Origin of the sequence: Halobacteriovorax sp. GFR8 (assembly GCF_050955245.1) — a bacterium.
Taxonomy (GTDB): Bacteria; Bdellovibrionota; Bacteriovoracia; order Bacteriovoracales; family Bacteriovoracaceae; genus Halobacteriovorax_A.
The window spans coordinates 1,543,704-1,567,725 of record NZ_JBPBLR010000002.1; the positions used below are offsets into that span (position 1 = coordinate 1,543,704).

A 24,022-nucleotide genomic window follows, 5' to 3' on the forward strand; every position below is an offset into this window, starting at 1 on the left:
GGCCCTAGTACGCTTGTTGCCTTTTAATCACCCTCATTCTTTGTTAACATATCCTAATATTTTGGAGGAAACACAATGATGTTAGATAGTACAATTGCAAAGGAAGTTATCGACTACGCACTACTTCGCGGCGCTGACTTTGCAGAAATTTTTGTCGATCGCCAAACGTTTGAATCAATCAGCATTAAGAACTCTAATGTTGAAAATATTGAAAACGGTATTAACTTTGGAATTGGTATCCGCCTATTCTACGGAACAAAAGTTCTCTATGGTTACACAAACTCAACAAAGAAAGAAGAATTGCTAGATATTGTTTCTTCTCTAAGTGCAAAAGATCTTCGAGATCCGATTGTGACAGCGACGAATTTTAATTTCGAAAAGCCAATTCAAAATCACTTTGTCCAAACAGGTCTTAAAAACAATATCTCCCTCGATCAAAAGATCCCTCTTCTTATGAAGATTGAAGAGATGACAAGAAAGGCCTCTGATAAAATTACACAAGTTCCTATCAACTCAGGACTACGCTTTCAAGAAATTGAAATTTTCAACTCTGAAGGTCTTCATGTAACTGATGAAAGAAATTATGTAAGACTATATGCTTCTTGTATTGCAAGTGATGGAACGATTCAAGATAGTGCTGGATACTCTCCTGGAGCGATGTCAGGTTGGGAATTCATTCAAGGTCAAGACCCAAAGTATATTTCTGAAAAGCTGGCCAGAGAAGTTTTAACGAAGCTTAAAGCAAAGCCATGTCCAGCAGGAAAGATGCCTGTTGTTATTGATAATGGTTTTGGTGGAGTAATCTTCCATGAAGCCTGTGGTCACCTTCTTGAGACGACTTCTGTTGCTAAGAAAGCTTCTGTCTTCTGGGACAAGATGGATCAAATGATTGCTTCTACTGTAGTTAGTGCTGTAGATGATGGAACAAACCAGAACTACTGGGGATCAATCAATATTGATGATGAAGGGATGAAGACACAAAAGACTCAACTTATTAAAGACGGAAAGCTTACAAGTTTCATGGTTGATAAACTTGGCGCTATGAAAACGGGATTTGAACGCACGGGTTCAGGACGTCGTGAAAACTATAAATACGCACCGACTTCACGTATGAGAAATACATATATTGAAGCAGGCAAGGATAAATTTGAAGATATGATCGCCTCAATTGATCACGGTATCTACTGTGCTCAAATGGGTGGTGGTTCAGTTAGTCCGGGAACAGGTGAATTTAACTTCTCAGTTATTGAAGGTTACGAAATTAAGAACGGAAAAATTGGTGATGCGGTTAAAGGTGCAACTCTAATTGGAACAGGCCCAGAAACACTTAAGCAAATCTCGATGGTTTCAGACAACCTTGATTTTGCGGCCGGTGTATGTGGTTCAGTATCTGGTGGTGTTAACACAACTGTAGGACAACCTGCCCTAAAAGTAGATGAAATTCTAGTGGGTGGAGGTAAGTAATGAGTAAGACAAAAACACAACTACAAAAAGATTATATTAACCGTACCCTTGACATGGCCAAGGATATGGGAATTGATAATGTCGATGTTATCATTTCTGGTTCTGAGTCATTTTCACTTAAGGCCGAGCAAGGCGAACTAAGTGAATACAAGAAGTCTAACACTGGTGCTCTAGGTGTTCGTGTCATCAAGGATCAAAGAGTTGGCCTGAGTTTCACAGAAGACTTAAGTGACGAAGCAATTCGCACAACACTTTACAATGCTTGTGAAAACTCAAAATTTTCTAAAGTTGATGAGTACCAAACAATTCAAGAAGGAATCATTCTTGATGATGCTAATCCTTCCGCAAATATCGAACATGCTCCTGATGCAAATGAGATGATTGAAAAGTCACTTTATCTTGAATCAGAAGTAAGACGTCGTGATGAGAACTGTCAAAGTGCTCCTTATAATGGAATTGCAGAAGGGGTTTCTAATTTTGCAATTGGTAACTCAAAAGGTGTGCTTTGTACGCATCAATCAAAGGCATATACAGCATACACATCGGCCCTTGTAAAAAAAGGCGATAAAAATGCTATGCACTACTTCGCTGATACAAAGAGAGATTTTAGAGATCTTGATTACGATAAAGTAATTAATACTTCATTAGAAGTTGCCAATAACTTCATTGATGCTTCCCAGATTAAAACTGGTGACTATGACGTTAATTTTGAAATCGATTTATTTGATAATATTCTATCAAGCTTCATGCTTCTTTTTAGTGCACGTGCGGCCATTGATAAATCAAACCCATGGCGTGACAAACTAGGAGAAATCGTTGCAGACTCACGTCTAACATTTAAAGATGATCCTTTCTATGTTGGTGGTTATAGTGTTTGTCCATTTGACGGTGAAGGAAAGAAGAAGCAGGTAAATACTTTACTAGAAAATGGTAAGCTTGCTCAATTCCTACATAATAGTGCCACAGCAAAAGAGCTAGGGCTTGAAAATAATTTCTGCGCAACTCGTGGAGCAAAGTCGTCTCTTGGAGCAACGACTTCAAACTTCATTATTGAGGCAGGGACAAACACTCAAAACGAATTTAATTCTCGTCGCTATGTCGAAATCCTAACGGCACAAGGACTTCACAGTGGAATTAGACCAATTAGTGGTGAGTTTTCACTGGGAGTTAGTGGACGTGTTTGGAATAACGGTGAAATTGAAGGTTATTTTAAAGACGTAACAGTAAGTGGAAACTTCTTTAAAATGCTAAGTGAAATCGAATTAATTGGAGATAAAATCGAATCTTCAAGTGATCACTCACTATTCACACCAAAGATTCTCTTTAAAGATCTAATGATTGCTGGTTCATAGGGTGCCATGCACTTTTGGTTTCGCATTTGCTAAATCAAAAGTGCTGCACCTTTTTAATTCCTATCCATTTTACCAAGTTTCTAAAAAATATAAGCTCTCATCTTATTTAGCGAGTGCGAAACCAAAAGTGCATGGCACCTACTTAAGCATTTTCGGAAAAGCTGTTTGCTGATAGCGCTGTGAGATCAGTTCAAATAGAGTCACTCCATCACGCTCCCATTCCTTGTCTTGTTTCTGGAATAGATTTTGTCTAGCACGTTTATCCTTAATATTTGAAATATAATTCTTTAGTTGCCCAGCTGTCATTTTCTGATCGCCAAGCATAACCATGGCACCATCATCCATATCAAATAGGCCATCAGTATCGTCTAAGTTATCAAATGATATAGCTGGTATAGCTCCATCAGCACCAAGACCGTCAGCTCCAGCGCGACCATTAAGCCCATCACCGCCAGAACCATCACCAATACCATTTCCACCGCGACCTTTTTTAGAGCTTGCAGATAGAGCATCAGGGTTAATCTCTCCTTGAGAGTAGCCTTCTCCAGAAAGACTTCCATCACCATTTTGGCCACCATTTGCCATACGACTTCTAATTCGAGAAGCGGCAGAGCTTCCGAGAGTCGAATTTAGGAAAGAATCAGTAAGTGAAGAAAGGTTTGCACTATGTTCAGCACTTCTTTTATCAGCGATACGTTGAAGAGAAGCAAATTCACCACTCTTGCCGCGTTTTGCAAGAGTGTCCTTCATAAGTTGTGTATCGGTACGTCTTTTCGCATTTCGATCGAGTTGTTTTCTAATCCCTTTACTCAGACGAGAAATCGCAGAGTTCGTTGAATTTCCACCTGTTTCTAATTTTCCACTAACTGTTGAATCGAGGGTTTTCTTACCATTTAAAGCATCTTGAAAGTTAGAGCCAGCAGTGCTGAAACCACTTAGCCAATTGGTAAACTGACCAAATCCATTACTAAGCTGAACATCAGGTATCCCACGGTGAGTCTGCTTACGCTCGACATTTGTGGACGCATTAATTCCGTCATTTACTGTATGATAGAAGTTGTGCATTTTTAGCGCATAGGCCGCTGTCCCAGATAAGTTTGCTAGAGTTTGTCCCATAAAGTTATTAAGCTTTGCTATAAGCATTTCAAAATATGGGATCAGACCAGGTGTAATATAATAATCGAGTCGACTCACTTTCGGAGCATAGAAGTGGTAACGATAAGCATATTGGGCAAATTCATCGGCCATTCTTTTACGATCTTCAGTTTCTTTTTCATCACCATTATCTTCTGAAACAAGAGTTGATAGAAAATAACCTCTGGCATGATCGCGGTAGAAATTTGTGATGCGATCATTAAAGATATAATAGTTATGAATATCGTGTTTTCCTGCATTAAAAGGAATCTTCGTACGAGAAGAGTAATTAGTCGAATACAGACTCGACATATCTGGTAAGAAAGGATCAAGAAGCTTTAGAGCAACACTTCCCTCTTTTTTTGCATAAGTATTTCGCGTACAGGCCCCTGCTGCTAACTCTTTATTACAGACGTCGTTATTTTGGGAGTGAAAGCTCATACATTTAATCTTGTATTTACGGCCAACAGGTATGCGAGAAATTTTCCAAGTGGAGCTTGTTCTTGGCCCACAAATATTTTCCGGCCCTCTTTCGGGATCGAGATCGACGTCGTAGTCACTACCAAAGAGAATCCCTCCAGTTGTAATATTGACGAGATTTCCAATAAGGCTATTCTTATGAAGTCCAAAGAATTTCATTAACTTCATAATCCAACAAACTGGATAAAGACACTTCTTGCCAAGTGTGTACCTCTTTCCATTGTATTTAATATAATTCCAATTATATTCCTTAAGCCACTGAACTGTGTATTCAAAAAGCGCTGTACCTGCACTAATATTTTGTAATGTTGCATCTTCGATGGCCTTAATCTTCATAAGGGCCATATCACGTAGAAATAGCGTAAAATCCATACCATGGCCTTTTGCTGTCTCCTTTCTCGCATCCGTAAATTTTACTTTTCCATCTTGTACAAATTCTGCGTAACGAGAAGATTTTGTACACTCACCACTTCCGATACAAGCAGTAACCTGGTCAAGGGTTTGAACAAAGTAGTCTTGTTCACGGTCTTTTAAAGAATAACCATCATTTTTAACAACCGCGTTTCCAAGCGAGTTTTTTTCGATCGCTGACTCTCCACCAAGAGACTCTACTTCTTGCTTTTCTTTATCCGTAATTGTCTTCATATAGTCTTTATCAGAAACTTTCTTACAATTACCACCTGTTTCATCACAGACTTCTTTTTCATTATTTAGAACATAAGTGTCATACTTACCAAGGCCATTACAATTTGCGATATAGTTGGCCTCAACATCTGGCTGTAGCCAATCCTCAGGACTCATTGGCCCGACTGTATCAACACAACGGCACATCATCTCAAGTGATCTCTTCTTTAAAACTGAATAAAGTTTAAATTGCGAGTGCTTATACTTAATGGCCTCAAAGCGAACAACGTCACGAATATTGTAACGTCCAGCACCTGACTTAGGGTCATGTCCATCAAATCCCTCAAGGAATTTATCATCATCTTTCATATAGTAATTTACAATACTATTGCGATCCTTATGAGAAAGCTTTCCATTGTAGAATAGGTGCAGAAAGATTTTCTTTTCGTTCTTAGGAAGGTCTTCAATATAATTAGTAATTTCTTTAAGTGCTTCCTCACCAACAGAGTAATCAAACTCATCCCATAACGGTCTTCCACGGCCAACAATAGACGGATCAAAGCGAGAGAAGTTAAAGCCGCGCATTGAATTTGTTTGTACATTCCAATTATAAGGCTGATTATCTGTCCCAGTATAAGATCCACTTGCTGCTTTATAGGTATTATATTGTGATTTGATGTGAAAGAAGTCACCTTCATCTTTCCCACCAGTTGTATAGTCCATTGCATACATCATCATCATAACTTCAAAGTAGTCATTTGATTGTGCTGATAGAAAGTCACCAAATAGATTAACTCGACAAGACTTCATATCTGAAATATAGACATCTTCAAATAACGGAGAAGCGTCTTGGTGTCCATTATAAAGAGTATAATCAGGATCAGTTGTTTCTTTTCCTGTCATCATAGAAATATAATTCGCCTCAACAACACCATCATTAATTGTAATTTTAGCATTATCCACACATTGCTTAACTAATCTCAAACGAGTGCTATGATCAGTTCCTAAGGGAGCGCCTTTATTTGCACATGAAGTGATTGCATTTCGATATGGGGCCGCAAACTTATTAAACGCATCATCAGAATTTTGTGGATGTTTTGGGTTGGCCAGCGTTTCTTTTCTAAAATTATCAATTAATTTCGTGGCCTCATTCATTTTACTACCAACAGCTTGCTGGTGAGAGTACTCTGTTGAGATACCTGCATAAAGTTCTTCAAAACATGCCTTACGTGGATAACGAGTCGGTCCATCGTTATCATAAACTCTTACTTGCTTTGAAGAACAAGAGCTATAGTTATTTTCAATACTACTCATATAAGTAGCGACACGAGAGCTTGAAACTTGATTGTCTGAAAGTTGGCCTTCAAGCTTTGACTTAAGGGCCGTTACCTTGGCCTCAATTTCAGATGAATCACCAGCACGTGTATATGCATGCGCACTTGGAATGATTAATTCAAGTAGTGATGAAAAAGTTGGAAGAATAGGAGCACAAACACCATTAGAGTTTTTGAAAAGTGATTCACAACACTCTCCACCCTTATCTGGTCTTTGTCCCATTCCAAAACAACTCGAACACTTATAATTTGCGCGACAGATCTTTCTTCTTTTATCGCAAGAGTTTGAACAACATTCACTATCTTTTGAACAAGAGTCCTTTTCAATACTACAAGTGTTGATATTAGTTAGGCGTCTCATTTTCTTACATGAGCCTGCTTCACACATATCAGTTTCTGGCGAGCAGGCCTGATTTGCTTTTTTTGCAACTAAACATTTCTCATAATAATTCTTATCTTTAGAGTATAGTGGCAGGCCACAGATTAGCCCTTTGTGACATTGGTTCGTTGCTGAATAACAGGCTTCTCCCCTTTTAAGATATTTCTTTTCTGAGTATAGGAGTTGGGCCATCAATAGAGGCCTAGAATTGACTGAAGTCTTGTTGAGCTTATTAACAATTACTTTTACGTACTCATCACTTGATGCCTCAAGATTTTTCTTGATATAGGCATCAATGGCCTTGGCATCAACTTTTGAAGATTTTCCAACAACGGCCACAAGATTTTGGGCCTCTGCTTTTATGAACGCATCAGTTTCATTTGCAGCATATGAGTGCATATTAAACAGAGTGGCAAAAGTGATTAATATTATGAGACGAAACATATTTCCCTCTTAATTTTCTTAAGATTAAATTTATATATATTTTATCGGAATAATGAGTAAATTACTCAAGCAGAATATAAATATTGAATTTCAGGTTACTAAAATGAAATATCAGATACTTACGTGTGCCAAGAAAATGCCACACGTAAGTGTAATATTAGGTAGTTAGGATTTATTTTACTTTTGCAATTGCCTCATCAATCATGGCCTTGCGAGCTGCTGCATCTCTCCAGCGCTGCTGAGCATCAGGTGCTAATTTATGAATTGGATCAAAGTAAGTAAATAACTTATCTGGCTTCACATATGGAGCACGCCATACTGAGATTCCATTTTCTTGATCATAGTATTCATAAGAAGCAACGTGGCGCTTACCACCTCCGCCTGGAAGATCACAAACAAATGTTGGCGTGTTAAATCCTGCAGTCGTTCCACGAACGGCCTTTTCAAGTTCTTCACCCTCACCAAGAGTTGTTCTAAAGTGCTCACAGCCTGGAACCATATCGTGCATATAAACATAGTATGGTTGGATATTCATATACCCAAGCTTACGAGTTAAAAGAACCATTGTATCAACATGGTTATTTACACCTTCTTGCAGAACCGCTTGGTTACGAACAAGAATCCCTTCACTGAAAAGACGCTCCATGGCCATTTGTGACCACTTCGTAATTTCAAGTGGTGAAGAAAAGTGAGTATGAATCATCATCTGCTTACCAAAGCCTTTGGCAAGATTATTAACCTTAATAAGGGCATCCATCCACGCATCATCAGTAAGAATCTTTTGTGGAAAAATTGCAATCCCTTTCGTCGCGTAACGGATACGACGAATATGAGGGATCTTTAAAAGGTTTTCACCGATATATTGAATCTGCTTAGGGTTAAGCATGAATGCGTCCCCACCAGAGATAACAACATCTTCAACCTTTGGATGTGCAGCAAGATAAGCAAACACATTATCCCAATGCTTTTGGTTTGCACCGTAAGATTCTTTTTCAACAGTTTCAGTTGAACCACCAATCACACGAGAGCGTGTACAATAAGCACAGTAAACTGGACAAATTGTAAGTGGAAGAAAAAGAACTTTATCAGGGTAGCGGTGAGTTAGCATTGGCACTGGTGAATCGACATCTTCACTAAGAGAGTCGGCCATATGCATTGGGTGGTCTTCTAAGAACTGAGAGCCAATTGGTAAGAATTGCTTACGTAGTGGACAGTTGACAGGATCATCCCAATTGATAAGTGCAAAAACATATGGAGTGATTCTGATATTCATTGGAGTAATATGTTGACCTTGTTGTAGGTCTTCAAAGAACTCTTTTGAGATTTTATCACCAAGAACTTTTTTAACTTGGTCAATTTTTCGAATGGAATTCTTCAGCTGCCATAGGTGGTCTGAGAACTCACCTCTTGTCACATTTGCCCATGCTGGGATCTGTTTCCAAAAGTCATCATTTCTAAAATTTCTGTGCTCAAGATCTGGTATCTTCATGTGATCTTGAGAGTGATCAGTTGATAGATCAGTCGTCGTCATAAAATAATCCTTGAATGTAATTTTACATATTATATCCCAAAATATTCCTTTTTAGGAAACGCTAAACGTGTCATTATTAAGATATGGAAAAACCTAATTTAGATTATACCTCAGATGTTTTAGATAATGTCACTCGACATATTTCATGCGAGAACGTCAAATCTTTTCTCTTCGCACAAGGCTACTATCACGGCAAGGATCGTTTCATGCAAATGGAGATGTTGCGCCTAATCGCTCAAGGACGCCTCTGTGAGTGCATAAAGGACAGTGATGAGACTTTTGCCATAGATAAATATATGCGAGAGCTGGGAATTGACCACTTTGCAAAAGAAGAAATTCAAAATATCGATGAAGAGACCAATACCTTATTAACACACTACGTAGATGGAATTAATAAGGCCATCAGTGAAGGCTTCCCATTTGAATTTAAAATTTTAGGTCACAGGCCCAATGAATGGCGTATTAGTGATACTATTCTTACAATTAAGGCCATGAGCTTTCTAGGACTTGCTCAAGGACAACAGGATTTAGAAAAACTTATTATTCAATTGTTACAAAACGCCCAGAGATTAAACGACAAGAATGATCAAGATACACAAGTTGAGCGTATTAAATCACTTGCAAAAGGTGCTCTTGATACAATTACGGATAGTGAAATTAATCTTATCAGTAAGGTTAGGATCTATAATCCACTAATACCTGAAAGCTATAAATTTTTGAAAAATATCCCAAAAATTCAGGCCTCAAATAATTGGGTCTCAAATATGAAGGGAGAGGCCATTCACGCCTGTGATCCACACTTAGAGTGCAATCGCCTACCGGCCATTTGGTATGAGATGAAGGCCAATATCAAAAATGTTGGAAACTTCTTTGGTATCTCTATGCCAGGTGTACCAGGCTTTGTTATGGGAAGAAGCGATGATACAGCATTTTCTTTTACTTATGGCTTCATGGATATGGTTGATCATTTTATTGAAGAAGTCCGCGATAATAAGTATCGATTTGAATCAAACCTCTTTGATTTCAAAGTGAGACGAGACATAATTAAAAGAAAGAAGAAAGAAGATGTCGAGCTCTATATACGAGAAACTCATGCGGGATTTCTTGAAGTCGACAGTGAAAACAAAAATATCATTGATGGCCACTACCTATCGATGGCATGGTCATGTCGAAAAAGAGGTGGTGCAAAGACCTTAAAGGCCATCATGGACCTTCTCTATGCTAAGAATGTTGAAGATCTTTTCGGTTGCGTTTCAAACGTTGCCATTAGCTGTAACTGGCTACTATCAGATTCGAGCGGAAATATCGCCTACCATCAATCAGGGGTACTACCAAAAAGGGCCCACTCTGGCCTATATCCTGTTGAAGGCTTTTTTAAGCAAAATATATGGCAAGGCTATTACGAAGGCCACCAGCTCTATCATTTTAAGAATCCAGATATCAAAGTTATTGCAACGGCCAATAATCGTATTCAAGACGAGCAATTTCCCACAGCGATTAATGCGCCAATGGCGTCATATCGCAAAGATAGAATTGAAGAGCTTTTAATTGGAAATAAGGATCATAGTGTTGAGATGTTTAAGACGATGCAATCAGACACCTTCTCACGCCAAGCAGATCTCTATATTAATGTTTTTCATAGTGTTTTTGAAAAGAATGAAATTGGAAAACGTCTTCTAGAGTGGAAGCGACATTATGATGTCGATAATCGTGATGCTACAATCTTTGAATACTTCTACCGCAGCTTACTAAAAAGCTTCTTTAGTGATCACTTACTCGGCGAGCAAGTGACGACATATTGCATGGATGAAACTTCAATCATTGCAGATTTCTACGGTTTATTTGATCGAATTTTCCTCACGAATGATATTGACCATATTTGGTTTAAAGATAGCAAAGAAAAAGAGCGCTATATCGAAGCCGCCCTAAATAAGTGCCTTGTTGAGGCACCAAAGAATATGCGCTGGGGAGATAAGAATCGTTATAAGATGAAGCATATCTTATTTGATGGTAAGCTTCCCCTCTTTTTAGGCTTTGATATTGATAATGTCGAAATTCCAGGTAATCGCTCGACAATCACTCAAGGTGCTGTCTATGAGGCCCACGGTAGAACAACATCATTTGTTCCATCTTGGAAAATGGTCACAGATCACTCATCCCCAGATGTCTATACCGTTTTACCTGGAGGACTCAGTGACCGCAGGTTTTCAAATAACTACAAAAGTGATGTAAGTAACTGGATTAATAACCGTTATCGCCATAATGTTATCACTAATGGTAAGTGACTAACCTATTGATACTTGGTCTGTAAGCTTTACAGGCCAGGGCCTCGATACCAATAAATTTGGTATAAGCGGAGAATGAAAACTCTATTTGTATCAATTCTAATTGCCACATCTTTGCCTTTTTCCATCATGGCCAAAGAGTATCAAAGTTCAGACTTTCAAAAGTCAGCAGCTTCATTTGATAAACAATTACAAGATGCCCTAATGGATTTTGTTTTCGCGACTAAGGACATATCTTATCAAACAACATTTACTCCGCGCTATATTGTTCGTTATCACGAAAGAGTAGAGTTAATAAATGAATTCGAAAAACTTGATTACCTTCTTCACTCACATGATGAGGCACTGGAAAAGATAACTTATCATATAAGAAAGAAGAATAATGCCAAGGCCCTAGAGTTAATACGAATTCGTACGGCCAAATATAAAGCAATGCTATCTCTCATGAATTATATGATGATGTCTGGGGAGAATTTTATTTCTGTCTTCTCTGACGACTTTGAAGACATTGATTATTATTCAAAGCATTTTGAAAAAGACTTCAAAGAAACAAAACGCCAGCTAAACGATTCAAATCGTTCTCATAATCAAGGTGGCCGTGATCATATGGACCCTCCGTATAATCGCTATAACCTTCGCTTTATTAAGGCACCGACAATTACAGACTTCTATAATCTTGACAGTGAAATTACGAAGCTTGCAGGAAATGACAAGGACCTAAGGGCCCTTGTTGAAGATATTAAAGATGATATTGATGAATCACGCCAAGAGCTGGCCTCTTTTAAAAGCTTACAAAAAGAAACAAATTGGAATGCTGGCCGCTACAATCTTTTTTATAACATTAAAGAATTCATCTTAAAAAGTTTTAGCTACGTTGCCCTTCCAATCAAGCATGCTATCAAAATTGAAGAGCTTAAGAAGATTTCTGAAAGAGAGTTTGAGCCTGGAGATATTGGTGCGATCCAACGTTATGGGAAGTTATCAAACCTTGTCTTCAAAGGTAATTGGACTCATGGCCTTATGTTTATTGGCAAGTATTCAAAATTTAATAACTACTTCAAAGATGATGTTGAAACAAATGAAGTCTTTGCAAAGCGCTGTAGAGATGAACTGCTGAAATGTCATGACTATATGTCATATCTTAGAGAGAAATATCCTGAGTCTATGGATGAATATGAAAAGAGCGAAAAAGAGGGTAGGCCTTATGTTACACTTGAAGGCCTAAAGCCAGGAGTTATCTTTATGGAGCTCGGCCCATCAATGGCATGGGATAATCTTGTGATTCTACGCCCTAACCTTTCAAAGAAAGACAAAGCACTTGCCTTAGAGCGTACATTTAAAAGTATTGGCAAAAAATATGATTATTCATTTAATGGTAACTCGTACTCAAGATTCGTCTGTACTGAGCTTATCCAATACTCTTATGAAACAAATCCAAATGAAAATAAGAACGGAATCGAATGGGATGTTAACCTAGTAATGGGTAAACCTGCGATGTATGGGTTTGATCTTGTCCAAACCTTCATCAATCAAGTTGAAGATCCGCAGCGTGAGAAGCAATTAAGTCTAGTGGTTTATATGAAAGGGCTTAACAAGAAAGAACTAAGTGAGAAAAATAAAAGGCCTGAATTTGGTACGGCCAAAAGAGGATCAATTCAAGAATTAAAAGATACATTATAAAAGAAAAAGGCCGCTAATTTAGCGGCCTTTTTATTAATTACTTTGAAATAACAAAGTTTGAAGGAAGTGGAAGAACTGAACCTTTGATATAGATTGGTCTCTTTGATCCTTTCTCTAAACGAGGTGACTCCATATCAAGTACCTCACTCTTGGCAGCTGCAATTGCATGATCAACAGATGCTGAAAGAGATAGAATTGCTGCACGATGGGCACGCTCAGAGTTAACAACACCTGATGTCTTAACCTTACCAGCTAGGAACGATTTCACATCAACTGTTTCCATGATAATTCTCTTAACTTCAAAAGGTGTTAGTTCAGGATTAATATCAAATACCTTACCAGCAACACCAGCTACATATGGAGCAGCTTGTGAAGTACCTGAAACTTTAATGTACTTATTTCCAGGAGCACTTGAAAGGATCCCTACACCAGGAGCTGCAACGTCAACCATCTTCTCACCGTAGTTAGAGAATGGAGCTAGTTGATCATAGTCAATTGTTGCAGCAACTGAAATCTCATTATCACCTTGGATATTTGTTGGTGATGTTGGAAAAATATCATTATTAAGGCCATCATTACCAGCAGCAAATACGAAAAGAGTATTTGGAGCAGCTTGAAGCATTGATTGAGAGTTCTTAACAAGAGCACCTAAAAAGTACTTCGCATACTTATCTACTGTTTCAGGATTTGGTTCTTTCTTAGAGAAAGTTTTCATTACTGTTTCTACAATCATCTTTGCTTGAGGGTAACCTGTACCAAAAGATCCATTGGCAACACGTGCACCATGATCCGCTACATAGTAAGCAATTTCATTGAAAGTCGAAGTTTGTGCTTTTGCTAGTTGATCAATCCCTGCCTTAATTAGTTTTTCAACAAAGCCACCTAAGAAAGAGTTGATTGCAACTTTTTGTCCAGGAAGTTTAACTTCTGTTGGAATAAGTTTAACTGCAAGAATCTTTGCATCATCAGACTTCTGGGCCGAAATACCTGCAACGTGAGTCCCGTGCATAAAGTTTCCATAGACAGTCATTCTTTTAATAAAGTCTTGGTCTTGAATAATTTCTCTCATCCAAGTTAATTCTTCTTGTGTAACTGTTCCACGCATCGACTTTTCTTGAAGCTCAAAGAACTTAACCATATCGTCATTTAATGTGCCGAGATATTTATAGTCGATAACTTGGTTATTGCTTTCAGCAAAGTTCCATCCATAAACATCATCTTGATAACCATTACGATCTTCATCACGGTCATTTCCAGGAATCTCAAGTTGATTGATCCATGCTTTAGGAGCGATTTGCTCGTGCATCATATCAGTACCAGAATCAATAATTGCGATTGTTGCAGCACTTGTTGCACTAGATAGAAGTGCCACTGCTAATATATTTGCTAATATTTTCAAAATTTCCTCCAATGAAATATATTTGAATTTAATTTAAGACTATTATCTATTTTAAAATGTAGATTGCATATGTAAAATGAAGTTAGCTTACAACGTCTTACATAAAACGAATAGAAGAAAACACTGGCCCACAGCAGAGGAAAACATGCGTCATTTAACAATTTTTGCGACAGATGTCATCAAAGGTCCCCTATTTGAAGATCTCAAAAAAGAAGGCCACCAATTAACGGTATGGGATCGCTCAAAAAATGGCACAATTTCACAAGCCGATATTATTGATAAAGCAAAAGATTGTGATGTTCTTATCTCAATGCTTAGTAATAAATTAAGTGCAGATACTTTAGCGCAACTCCCAAAGTTAAAATTGATTTCTCAGTACGCTGTCGGTTTTAATAATATTGATATTAACTACTGTCATAAAAATGGAATTAGTGTAACAAACACACCAAATGTTCTAACGGAAGCGACTGCAGAGTTAGCCATGGCCCTAATGCTCTGTAGTGCTAGAAATATCGAAGCAGCAAGACAAAATGTAATCGATAAACAATGGAAAACATGGGAGCCAGCAGGCTTCATTGGTAAGTCACTCTTTAATATAAAGCATGGAGTAATTGGCGCCGGTAGGATTGGAACACAATTTGCGAAAATGTGTAAAGGTGCCTTCAATCAAGAAATAATCTATAGCGGGCCAAATAAGAAAGCTGAAATCGAAGAGAGCTGTGAGGCAAAATACGTCGACCTATCAACACTTCTTAAAGAAAGCGATATCATTTCAATTCACTGCCCATATAACAAAGCGACTCACCAACTCATCAATCAGGATGCATTCAATTTGATGAAAAAAGATATTTTACTAGTTAACACGGCAAGAGGTGAAATCATTGACGAAGAGGCAATGTATCATTTCTTTAAAACAAATAAGCAAGCAAAGGCAGGGCTAGATGTCGTTTGCAACGAGCCTTTAAGTGATAACTCTCCCCTACGTGAACTCGATAATATCTTTATTTTACCGCATATTGGTTCTGCCAATGATGTTGCTCGTTCTGATATGGCCCAACTCATTTTTGACAATATTCAAAGCTTTGCAAATGACCAAGATTTAAAAACAAGTGTTTAAGAATCTTATATAAGGTTTACCTAAATTAAGCTGAAGATTTTTTGATATATTTATACATTATATTCATGAATATAAAGGAGTTATTCATGAAAAAAATCTTAATAATCGATGATGATCAAGAGATCAGAGATCTTCTCAGGGCCCTACTAGAGAGTAATTATAATATTGTAGAAGCAAGTAATCAGGATGAGGCCATCGCAACGGCCTGGCAAGAAAAACCAGATCTTATTCTCTTAGATATTTTATTACAAAATGAGTCTGGCTTTGAAATTTGCTCGCAATTAAAAATGAATGATGAGCTTAAAGACACACCAATTGTCTTCATTTCATCAAAGAATAATGTTAATACGAGAGTTACTGGTTACCAACTTGGTGGAATTAACTTTATTAGCAAACCATTTGAACCATCAGAAGTGAAGAGTATTATTAGCACAACACTTAAATCTGTTAACAATGAGAATGCACTTGAAGTGATAAATTACCGCGATATTGCATTAAATATCCCATCACAAGAAGTAAAGATTCGTGGAGAAAGAATTCATTTCACATCTTCTGAATTCAAAATCATTCATCTTCTTTTAAAGAATGAACAAAGTGTTCTTGCACGAGAAAAGATACTTAATCATATCGCACCTGATAATCACAAGGTTAACGATCGCATGATAGACACCTATATAAGCTCTATTAGAAAGAAGATTAAGAATTCTAATTTCATTATTAGAAGCGTCTACGGTGAAGGCTATAAAATTCAAGAGGTATCACTGTAAGTCCCATCGACTTACAGGATCCTCAAATAACACCTTACTTAATTGAAATTAAGTAAAATTTAGACGACTTGTCCCTAAGCAAGTACTTAAGTCAACTATACTGTCATTATGAAAAAGCATATCATGGTTATTGACGACTGCTACGAAACTGCCAAGCTCCTTGCCACTAGCCTCGAGAATACATTTAATTCACATGTTCGCTTTCATACAAATCCCTTTAAGGCCATTGAAGATATACAAACGATTAAGCTTAATCGTGGCGAAAAGCTTTATATAATCTGCGACTATATGATGCCTCAAATGGACGGAATCGAGCTCTATGATGAGATTTCCCTATTCGACAAGGAGATGAGCTTCATTCTAATTACAAACGAAAATGATAGCCAAGTTATTGAGGAGGCAGCACGTAAGGGAATCGACATGTTCGTTTTAAAACAACAAGGATTTGATGTCGTTATTAATCAGATCAATAAAATAATTAATGATGAAAATAGATTAGGCCGTGACATCATTGAAGTCTTTGAAGTAAGTGATATTGTTCAGGGATACCGAGTCATTGAAAAGGATCATAAACACTTGAAGCTTTTAACTAAGGAGGAAATTCCAAAGAATGCCATCATAAAGCTAGATGGCCACTCTTCTCGTGCTCAAATCTATAAAGTCGATAGTTGTAAAATTGTAGACAATGATATCGAAGTTGAATGCAGCCCCGTTAAGGCTTCATAAGTCTCACTCTATGGCCAATAACAATTGCAATAATTAAGAGAAGGCCTGCAATCATATTACCACCACTTCCGCTATTAACATCTTCAATTGTCCCACAAGATCCACCACTACTTTTCCCACTGCTATAACCATCATTAAGAGTCGCCGTTCCACCAACTAAGACGGGATCATTATAGCGAAAGTTAGCATTAGGTGTAGTTGAGAAGGCCATAGACACTGCTTCATAAGCATCAACAGCACCCTTAGCACAAGAGCTACGATCACAATAGAAACTGACAGCTGTTTTTGTCATGATATCTCTTACTTGATCAGGATAAAGTGAAGGGTTTGCTTGAAAAATCATGGCGGCAGTTGCGGAAATAAGCCCTGCGGCCATTGATGTTCCATTCATGCGAGAAAAGACAGCTGTTCCCTGTGTTGACTGTCCACTATTAACTGTTGAAAGAATACTGTCACCAGGTGCAGCGATATCAACAATACGTCCATAATTTGAATACGATGAGCGTGCACGAGTCGTTCCAACTGCACCAACTCTTAGAACTCCTCGACAATTAGATGGAGTGTAGAATGAGGCATCAGCATTAGAGTTTCCAGTTGCTACAACCACGACAACTCCCTTCGAGCGAGCAAAATCGATTGACTCTTGCATATAGCGACTACAGCTACCACGCGCTCCAAGTGACATATTAACAACACGTGCAGGGTTAGGGTTTGTAGGAACACCAGAGACACTGCCACCAGCGGCCCATCTTAGAGCATCCGCAATGTCGGAAGTTAGCCCACCACAAGCTCCTAGGACTCGCACAGGTACTAGGTTGATATTCTTAGCAGCACCTACAACGCCGTAGCTATTATTAGCACGAGCTCCAATAATCCCGGCAACGTGAGTTCCGTGCCAAGTTGATGCATTCGTTCCAGAATTACAAGATGTCGAAGGAGAGCCATAATCCCCTTCATCATTTGGATTACTATCGCGTCCCCCGCCATCTCTAGAGTTATCAGGATCAGAGATGAAATCATAACCACCAACAACGTTTGCATTGAGGTCAAAGTGATCTGTAATTCCTGTATCAATAACTGCGACATTAACCCTTGTATCACTTTCAGATGTTGCATACTCACGAGCATGATAGAAAGTATTGTCCAGATAATTAGAGAAGTGCCACTGACTAGGATAGTAAGTGTCGTTATACTCTCCACTATTAGCAAAGAGTCTTAAGTCTTCTTCGACGTATTCAACATCGTCACTAAGGGCGAAAGAAGAAAACTGTGAGCTTGGATTAATTTTTGATTTTTCGACACTGCCGTCTTTGTATTTGATGATAAAGTTGGCCGAAATATTGGCCGCACTGAAGGCGGCCAAAGCAAGTACTAAAAGTCGCATACTCAATCCTTGAGTTCTTTTATCTTGTTTATAAAGATAGGCCTATGGCATCCTGCCTGAGGCAACTGCAATATAATAAGCACAAACCGTGCCAATTGTTCATCTTACGATATCAGCTACATCCCACGATTCACCTGTCAAAATGACACACACTAGGGCCAATTTGCGAAGATTTAGGTGTCAGAATTGTGACTTAAATAAAATTTAAATTAGATTAAATTTAATTGGATTCTATTAAGGTAACTTTCCAACGACGATTGTCAGGGTCAGTAATAAAGAAGAATTGTACACCTTCATGCACAAGTATTTCAGGAATTTTTTCATTTGAAAGTATATTGAGATTTTCGCCAGAGCTTTCTAGTCGGTAGTTTACGAATTCGACTTTTTTTTGAAGTTCGATTAATTCATCGTAATTATCAACCACAAAATCAAAGACAATATTATTTCCAACTTGAGCAAGCTTTGGACGCTCGACAACAAGAAAGCGAAGCTCATCATTAAAAACAACTACTGAGTCAGACGCTCCCTCAACTTCAAGATCAAAAACTTCACTTAAAAAAGTGGAAGTTAAATGAGCATTTGAGCTAAATAAAACGATATGACCTAATTTCATCTTTTAATTATCGCGGGCCTTTTCGATATCGTCAATGATAGCACTGATTTTTAGGACATATTCCCCATCGCATTTATCATCTTGGCAGTGAACAACACGATTACAGCTGAGCTCAGTATCCCATTCGAAATCATCATGGCCACGAATAAGAAGGCCCACCATTTTATTGCTCTCTTTTGAGTATACTGGGCCACCACTATTGCCACCAAAGGCATCAAGGTTAGTTATATAAAATAAAGGGTCAATATCTCTTACAAAACCATTATATGAGTACTTTGATAAGAAACCATTTGGGTGTCCGATCATATACACTTCATCAGATACCTTTAGCTCTTCTTGCTGAATTTCGACAGGCTTTCTGCCACCCTCAACAGGGCGATCAAGTTCAATTAAAGCATAGTCAAAGGTCTTATCACGACTTTGGTGATAAGCTAGAATATTTTTACAATTATAAACTTGAGAATTAACAAAGTATTGAGTCTCTCCATCACTTCCTAAGTCAGATCTAGCATCGAAGATAAAGCTTTTGCGCTCACAAGCTAGCTGAGCGTTTTGAATACAGTGAGCGGCCGTTAAAACCTGCTTAGGACCAACTAAAACAGCACTACACTTACCGTAGGCCTTTTGATCTAAAAACTTCTCTTCACCCTCACACAGTCTTGCTGTTTTCTTAAAATCAACACCTGTTACAGAAAATAGACGTCCATCTATAACCTCTTCCAAACTCCAACGATTCACCATAATAGCGCTAGAATGGGAATTAACCTTAGCTGCAGGATTGTGAACAAGTGTCCCAGAAGCAATATCGACGATATCGAGCTCTCCATAAATGGCCTTATCAAGATTATTGATAAACTCAGATACTTGCCCTAACGTCGGCGAAAAGTACGCTGATGCATTTAATGAGATGAATAGAGTTGTAAGTGAAAGAAGAAATCTTAATCTGTTCATTTTGGCCCTTGATAAAACAATGTTCATATATATAGGCCAAAATGCTAATAAACACGAGTTTTTACGTGGATTTTGTAATATTTCCAACCTCATGAACACGAAAGAACAACTCTTCTACCTTATTAAAATCACGTGCCAACTGATTCAGAAACATCCAGTGAGGTTCTTCACTGGCGGCCAAAAGAGCTTGTTTATCCCCATCCAACTCAGGCCTTTCTTGTAAAATGACGTGCCTAAGAAAAGACTTCTTTGAGATCCCAATGAGCCACCGCTTAGAAATTGGTGCTAGCTCATGCAGACTCTCCAAAAGATCTAAGTTTTGCTCAGTTGATTTAGAAAAACCGAAGCACGGATCGAGAATAATACGATTCCGACAAATTCCCGCTTGCTCAAATTTTTCAAGGCCTCGTTCAAAGAAGGAATTTAAAGAATCCACACTTAAGCTTGAATCTAGGTATTTCATGTGATCGAGAGTCTTATCACGACTAGGAACTAGCGTATGGCAGAGAACATAATCAATTTCAGGGTAATCGAGTAAGAGTTTAATACACTCATCATCAATGACTCCTGAGACATCATTCCAAATAATATGCCCAAAATGATGCTCGTACTTCTCTAAGAATAACCTCATTGTCTGAGGTTTATAGCTATCAATAGAGATTGTCTTAAAACCTATAAGAGTCAATAAATTATCACTTAAATAGCTATCCAATCTCTCCCATTCTTCTTTTAAAGAAATTGGATCGTTAAATGGAGCACTACTTTCAGCACCAATATCGAGAGAGTAATTGGCAGCTTTAAATTTCTGTATTTGTTTAAGCTGATAGTCTTTATTGAGATTTAAGTGACCATCTGAGAAAGAATTAGAGGTAGCGTTCACTACCCCTAAAAAAGATATCTTAGTCATTTTTGATTAAGCTAATTTTGGATCATCAATCGGTTTAGATACGCTTGACTCACCTGCTGGCTTTTCGGCCGGTGTTTGTTTATTACTTACTTCTTCAACAAGAGGTACACCAATATCTTCACCTGCAATTAATGCTTGAATTTGTTTAGAATCAAGAGTTTCCCAAACAATTAGGCCTTCAGCAATTCTATCAAGTGCATCACGATGATCAGTTAAAATCTTCTTAGCAAGCTTGTAATTCTCATCAAGGAAACGAGTGATTTCAGTATCGATTTCACGTGCTGTTTCTTCAGAGTAACCAACACCTTCACTTGGAGCAGTTGATCCAAATGGAGAATTTCCTGGCTGATGGAAATTACGAGGTCCCATTTTAGAACTCATTCCCCATGAACAAACCATGCTTGAAGCAAGTTGTGTTGCACGTTCAATATCATTTGAAGCACCATTTGAAATTTCGTTAAATACGATCTCTTCAGCAACACGTCCACCCATTAGGAAAGCGATAAAGTTTTCAGCTTTCTCTAAAGTTAGGTTGTGCATATCTTCGTTAGGAAGAGTTTGAGTAACACCTAAAGCTCCTCCACGAGGCATAATTGATACCTTGTGAATAGGATCTGTCTTTGGAAGATTCATCCCAACAAGAGTGTGACCTGCTTCGTGATAAGCAGTTACTTTTTTCTCAAGATCCGAAAGTACCATCGACTTTCTTTCTGGCCCCATAAGAACCTTATCTTTAGCTTGTTCAAAGTCGATCATTTCAAGAACTTTCTTACCGTAACGAGCAGCAAATAGCGCAGCTTCGTTAACTAAGTTTGCAAGGTCTGCACCTGTGAAACCAGGAGTCCCCTTTGCAATAACTTCAAGATCAACGGCCGTATCAAGTGGAGTTTTCTTTGTATGAACTTTTAGGATTCCAAGACGTCCACGAACATCAGGAGGTCCAACAGTTACACGTCTATCAAAACGACCTGGTCTCAGAAGGGCCTTATCTAGTACGTCAATTCTGTTTGTTGCCGCAATTAGGATAACACCTTCATTTGATTCGAAACCATCCATTTCAACAAGAAGTTGGTTTAGAGTTTGTTCACGCTCATCGTGTCCACCACCCATACCGTGTCCACGGTGGCGTCCAACAGCATCGATCTCATCAATAAAGATAATACAAGGAGCGTTCTTCTTACCTTGCTCAAAAAGGTCACGTACACGAGATGCACCAACACCTACGAACATCTCAACGAAGTCAGAACCTGAAATTGAAAAGAATGGAACACCTGCTTCTCCAGCAACGGCCCTTGCAAGAAGAGTCTTACCAGTACCAGGAGGACCTACAAGGATAACACCTTTAGGAATCTTACCACCTAGATTAGTGTATTTCTTTGGGTCTTTAAGAAAGTCCACAACTTCTTCTAGTTCTTCTTTTGCTTCTTCAACACCAGAAACATCTGAGAAAGTTACTTTCTTGTCGTGTGGTGAAAGCATACGCGCTTTAGACTTTCCAAAACTCATGGCCTTTCCACCACCAGCTTGAAGTTGGCGAAGGAAAAAGATAACAATGAGGAATAGGAAAATCATCGGTCCCCAGTGCAGTAAGAAAGTCGTAATTACATTTTGTTTCTCTTCTGCTTCGTACTCTGGGTAAATTCCGTGTGACTCTAAAATTTTAAAAGTTTCGGCCCCTGTCGTTCCAGTTGCTTCAAACCAAGCACCATTCTCATAGCCGTCCTTAAACTTACCTAAGATCTTATCCTTACCCTTAAGTACAACCTTATCAACATGCTTACCTTTAATTGCACTTACGAAGTCCGGGTATGTCACAGGCTTATAAACCTGGCGGCTTTCAGAAGAAATTTTAGCGATGGCCGCAAACATAAGGATTAAGATAATCCATAGGAGGAGTGTTTTGTTTTGTCCTTTCATTAAAATCCTTTTTAATTAATTTTCACATTAACTATTTAATCAAATATTCACTAACTAATTACAATTCTTAATAAAATATAAAGCTACATTGTAACCTCATAGTTATTAAAATGGTATCATTTTCGGTGGTGTCAAGCCTAGTAATTTAAAGCCAAACTAAAACTTTACCGTTTTTACGCCATGAATAATGAACTGGAAGGAGAATTTGCGAAAAGAACTTGTTTAGGTCTCCATCCCTAGAAGCTATGGGACATTTTTTAAGAGAATGCTTCGCACTTGTGTTATTTGATAAGAATGGAACACCTTCAGGAATCTGCGAACGAATACGATAAAAGCTCATCTGCTGTCCTTTTCTTACGACGGCCAAGTGATTTTTAAAATTATAAACTCGTAGTCCACCACTAAAAGTTAAAGGCCCAATACTTGATGTCTTTATAAGTGAGCGAAGTTTTTCAAATTGCGAATGAGTTTTACCTTTAGATGAGCCAGACTGAGATAAGACCTCCTGCTCTATTGCCTCATTAATAACACCATCAAATTCAATGAGAATTCCCCACTCTCTTCTTAAGACCTTAAAATGATGAGACTCTGCCATATCGCCTTTTATGGCCTTAAGTCGATTCATGCGATTACAGTAATGCTTAAGATAGCCTGGAAAGCGCTTAGCAATAGAGTTTTTAGTTAAATCCCTTATGAAATTGCGCTCATAACGAGTGTCTTCGTTTGATCGATCCTCAAGCCACTCTAAATTAGTGAGCTTGGCATATTTCAAGATATGATTTTTGGAAAATGCAAATAACGGCCTATAGATAATACCGTTACGATATGGCATCCCAAGATCAATATGCTTGGCAGATGATTTAAACTGCTGCATAAGTGACCACTCAAAGCAGTCATCAAGGTGGTGGCCAGTGAGTAAGATTTCCTTACCCCTAAGATTCGACAAAAGTAGTTGATATCTCTTTGCCCGTGCCACTGACTCAAAATTCTTTGTCTTTAAAGAGAGTTGTTCAACTTTATAAGTTTCAAAGCCAAGTCCATATTTTTTTGCGAAACTTGAAACGAGATTCACTTCCTCTTCGATCTCTTTTCGTGTGCCATGATTAATATGCAGAAGGCGTAGGTTTTCTGCACCTGCTTGAATTAGCATATGGGCCAAAACCATTGAATCAACACCACCACTACAGGCCACGGCCATAGGAGAATTTAAATCAAGTCCCATTTTAAGATTAAACTTCTTAAAGTGAGAGATCATTCGCTCCGTCGTAGAATGTGATTTTTTTTGTTTAGGTTTAAAATTCATTGCCATTATTTTCACAAAATTTAACTTTTTGATAAATTATAATATTGACATACGAGGCGCAAGTCATTAATATCCTAATCAATCGAAATGTGCGAATGTAGCTCAGTTGGTTAGAGCGACGGATTCATATCCCGTAGGTCGGCAGTTCAAATCTGCCCTTTCGCACCATTCTCTCCTTATCTAATTCCAATAAATTAACAAAGACTAAGTAAACACTAAAACTCTGTGTTT

16 protein-coding genes and 1 tRNA gene are annotated in these 24,022 nt (G+C 38.2%); 8 read left to right on the forward strand and 9 right to left on the reverse strand.

Going from position 1 to position 24,022, the window contains the following annotated elements:
* The first annotated feature begins 78 nt into the window (after nucleotides 1-78).
* Both ACRXC1_RS07910 and ACRXC1_RS07915 read left to right on the forward strand, forming a co-directional pair.
* Entirely contained in the window at nucleotides 79-1,464 is a 1,386-nt protein-coding gene (locus ACRXC1_RS07910; protein WP_433659908.1) for a TldD/PmbA family protein, read from the forward strand.
* Nucleotides 1,464-2,816 carry a TldD/PmbA family protein gene (locus ACRXC1_RS07915; RefSeq protein ID WP_433657874.1) on the forward strand — a complete coding sequence of 451 codons (1,353 nt, stop codon included), beginning with the start codon at nucleotides 1,464-1,466 and terminating at the stop codon, nucleotides 2,814-2,816. Before ACRXC1_RS07910 ends, ACRXC1_RS07915 begins: the two co-directional genes overlap by 1 nt.
* A gap of 138 nt (nucleotides 2,817-2,954) precedes the next feature.
* On the opposite strand, the gene ACRXC1_RS07920 is transcribed toward ACRXC1_RS07915, so the two are convergent.
* Both ACRXC1_RS07920 and ACRXC1_RS07925 read right to left on the reverse strand, forming a co-directional pair.
* Nucleotides 2,955-7,211 carry a hypothetical protein gene (locus tag ACRXC1_RS07920; RefSeq protein WP_433657876.1) on the reverse strand — a complete coding sequence of 1,419 codons (4,257 nt, stop codon included), beginning with the start codon at nucleotides 7,209-7,211 and terminating at the stop codon, nucleotides 2,955-2,957.
* A 172-nt stretch (nucleotides 7,212-7,383) separates the two neighbouring features.
* Complete coding sequence (locus tag ACRXC1_RS07925; protein WP_433657878.1) at nucleotides 7,384-8,742, reverse strand: KamA family radical SAM protein; 1,359 nt, start codon at nucleotides 8,740-8,742, stop codon at nucleotides 7,384-7,386.
* Between the two features lie 83 nt (nucleotides 8,743-8,825).
* On the opposite strand from ACRXC1_RS07925, the gene ACRXC1_RS07930 reads away from it, so the two are divergent.
* Together ACRXC1_RS07930 and ACRXC1_RS07935 are read left to right on the forward strand one after the other, a co-directional pair.
* Nucleotides 8,826-11,027 carry a penicillin acylase family protein gene (locus ACRXC1_RS07930; RefSeq protein WP_433657880.1) on the forward strand — a complete coding sequence of 734 codons (2,202 nt, stop codon included), beginning with the start codon at nucleotides 8,826-8,828 and terminating at the stop codon, nucleotides 11,025-11,027.
* A gap of 75 nt (nucleotides 11,028-11,102) precedes the next feature.
* Complete coding sequence (locus ACRXC1_RS07935) at nucleotides 11,103-12,707, forward strand: hypothetical protein (RefSeq protein ID WP_433657882.1); 1,605 nt, start codon at nucleotides 11,103-11,105, stop codon at nucleotides 12,705-12,707.
* Between the two features lie 37 nt (nucleotides 12,708-12,744).
* Here ACRXC1_RS07935 and ACRXC1_RS07940 read toward each other — a convergent pair whose 3' ends face one another.
* Complete coding sequence (locus ACRXC1_RS07940) at nucleotides 12,745-14,106, reverse strand: S8 family serine peptidase (RefSeq protein ID WP_433657884.1); 1,362 nt, start codon at nucleotides 14,104-14,106, stop codon at nucleotides 12,745-12,747.
* Nucleotides 14,107-14,251: 145 nt separating this feature from the next.
* Here ACRXC1_RS07940 and ACRXC1_RS07945 point away from each other — a divergent pair, with 145 nt between their 5' ends.
* The 3 genes from ACRXC1_RS07945 (at nucleotide 14,252) to ACRXC1_RS07955 (ending at nucleotide 16,716) form a co-directional block, all read left to right on the forward strand.
* Nucleotides 14,252-15,223 (forward strand): 2-hydroxyacid dehydrogenase, encoded by a 972-nt coding sequence (locus ACRXC1_RS07945; RefSeq protein WP_433657886.1) that lies wholly within the window; start codon nucleotides 14,252-14,254, stop codon nucleotides 15,221-15,223.
* An 86-nt stretch (nucleotides 15,224-15,309) separates the two neighbouring features.
* A complete protein-coding gene (locus ACRXC1_RS07950; RefSeq protein WP_392860644.1) occupies nucleotides 15,310-15,990 on the forward strand; it encodes a response regulator transcription factor in 681 nt (226 codons plus the stop codon).
* A gap of 108 nt (nucleotides 15,991-16,098) precedes the next feature.
* Nucleotides 16,099-16,716 (forward strand): response regulator, encoded by a 618-nt coding sequence (locus tag ACRXC1_RS07955; protein WP_433657888.1) that lies wholly within the window; start codon nucleotides 16,099-16,101, stop codon nucleotides 16,714-16,716.
* Here ACRXC1_RS07955 and ACRXC1_RS07960 read toward each other — a convergent pair.
* From ACRXC1_RS07960 to tilS, 6 genes are all read right to left on the reverse strand, one after another.
* Complete coding sequence (locus tag ACRXC1_RS07960; RefSeq protein ID WP_433657890.1) at nucleotides 16,703-18,100, reverse strand: S8 family peptidase; 1,398 nt, start codon at nucleotides 18,098-18,100, stop codon at nucleotides 16,703-16,705. The genes ACRXC1_RS07955 and ACRXC1_RS07960 overlap by 14 nt on opposite strands.
* Nucleotides 18,101-18,320: 220 nt before the next feature.
* The gene (locus ACRXC1_RS07965) at nucleotides 18,321-18,713 is read right to left on the reverse strand and encodes a glyoxalase/bleomycin resistance/dioxygenase family protein (protein WP_021267033.1); all 393 of its coding nucleotides are present in this window, start codon (nucleotides 18,711-18,713) and stop codon (nucleotides 18,321-18,323) included.
* A 3-nt stretch (nucleotides 18,714-18,716) separates the two neighbouring features.
* Complete coding sequence (locus tag ACRXC1_RS07970; protein ID WP_433657892.1) at nucleotides 18,717-19,664, reverse strand: trypsin-like serine peptidase; 948 nt, start codon at nucleotides 19,662-19,664, stop codon at nucleotides 18,717-18,719.
* A gap of 61 nt (nucleotides 19,665-19,725) precedes the next feature.
* A complete protein-coding gene (locus ACRXC1_RS07975) occupies nucleotides 19,726-20,571 on the reverse strand; it encodes a dihydropteroate synthase (RefSeq protein WP_433657894.1) in 846 nt (281 codons plus the stop codon).
* A gap of 6 nt (nucleotides 20,572-20,577) precedes the next feature.
* Complete coding sequence (ftsH, locus tag ACRXC1_RS07980) at nucleotides 20,578-22,488, reverse strand: ATP-dependent zinc metalloprotease FtsH (RefSeq protein ID WP_392908510.1); 1,911 nt, start codon at nucleotides 22,486-22,488, stop codon at nucleotides 20,578-20,580.
* A gap of 145 nt (nucleotides 22,489-22,633) precedes the next feature.
* Nucleotides 22,634-23,791 carry a tRNA lysidine(34) synthetase TilS gene (tilS, locus tag ACRXC1_RS07985; protein ID WP_433657896.1) on the reverse strand — a complete coding sequence of 386 codons (1,158 nt, stop codon included), beginning with the start codon at nucleotides 23,789-23,791 and terminating at the stop codon, nucleotides 22,634-22,636.
* 91 nt (nucleotides 23,792-23,882) lie between these two features.
* Between tilS and ACRXC1_RS07990 the strand changes: the two genes are divergently transcribed.
* Nucleotides 23,883-23,959 (forward strand) — tRNA-Met (locus ACRXC1_RS07990).
* The last annotated feature ends 63 nt before the right edge of the window (nucleotides 23,960-24,022 follow it).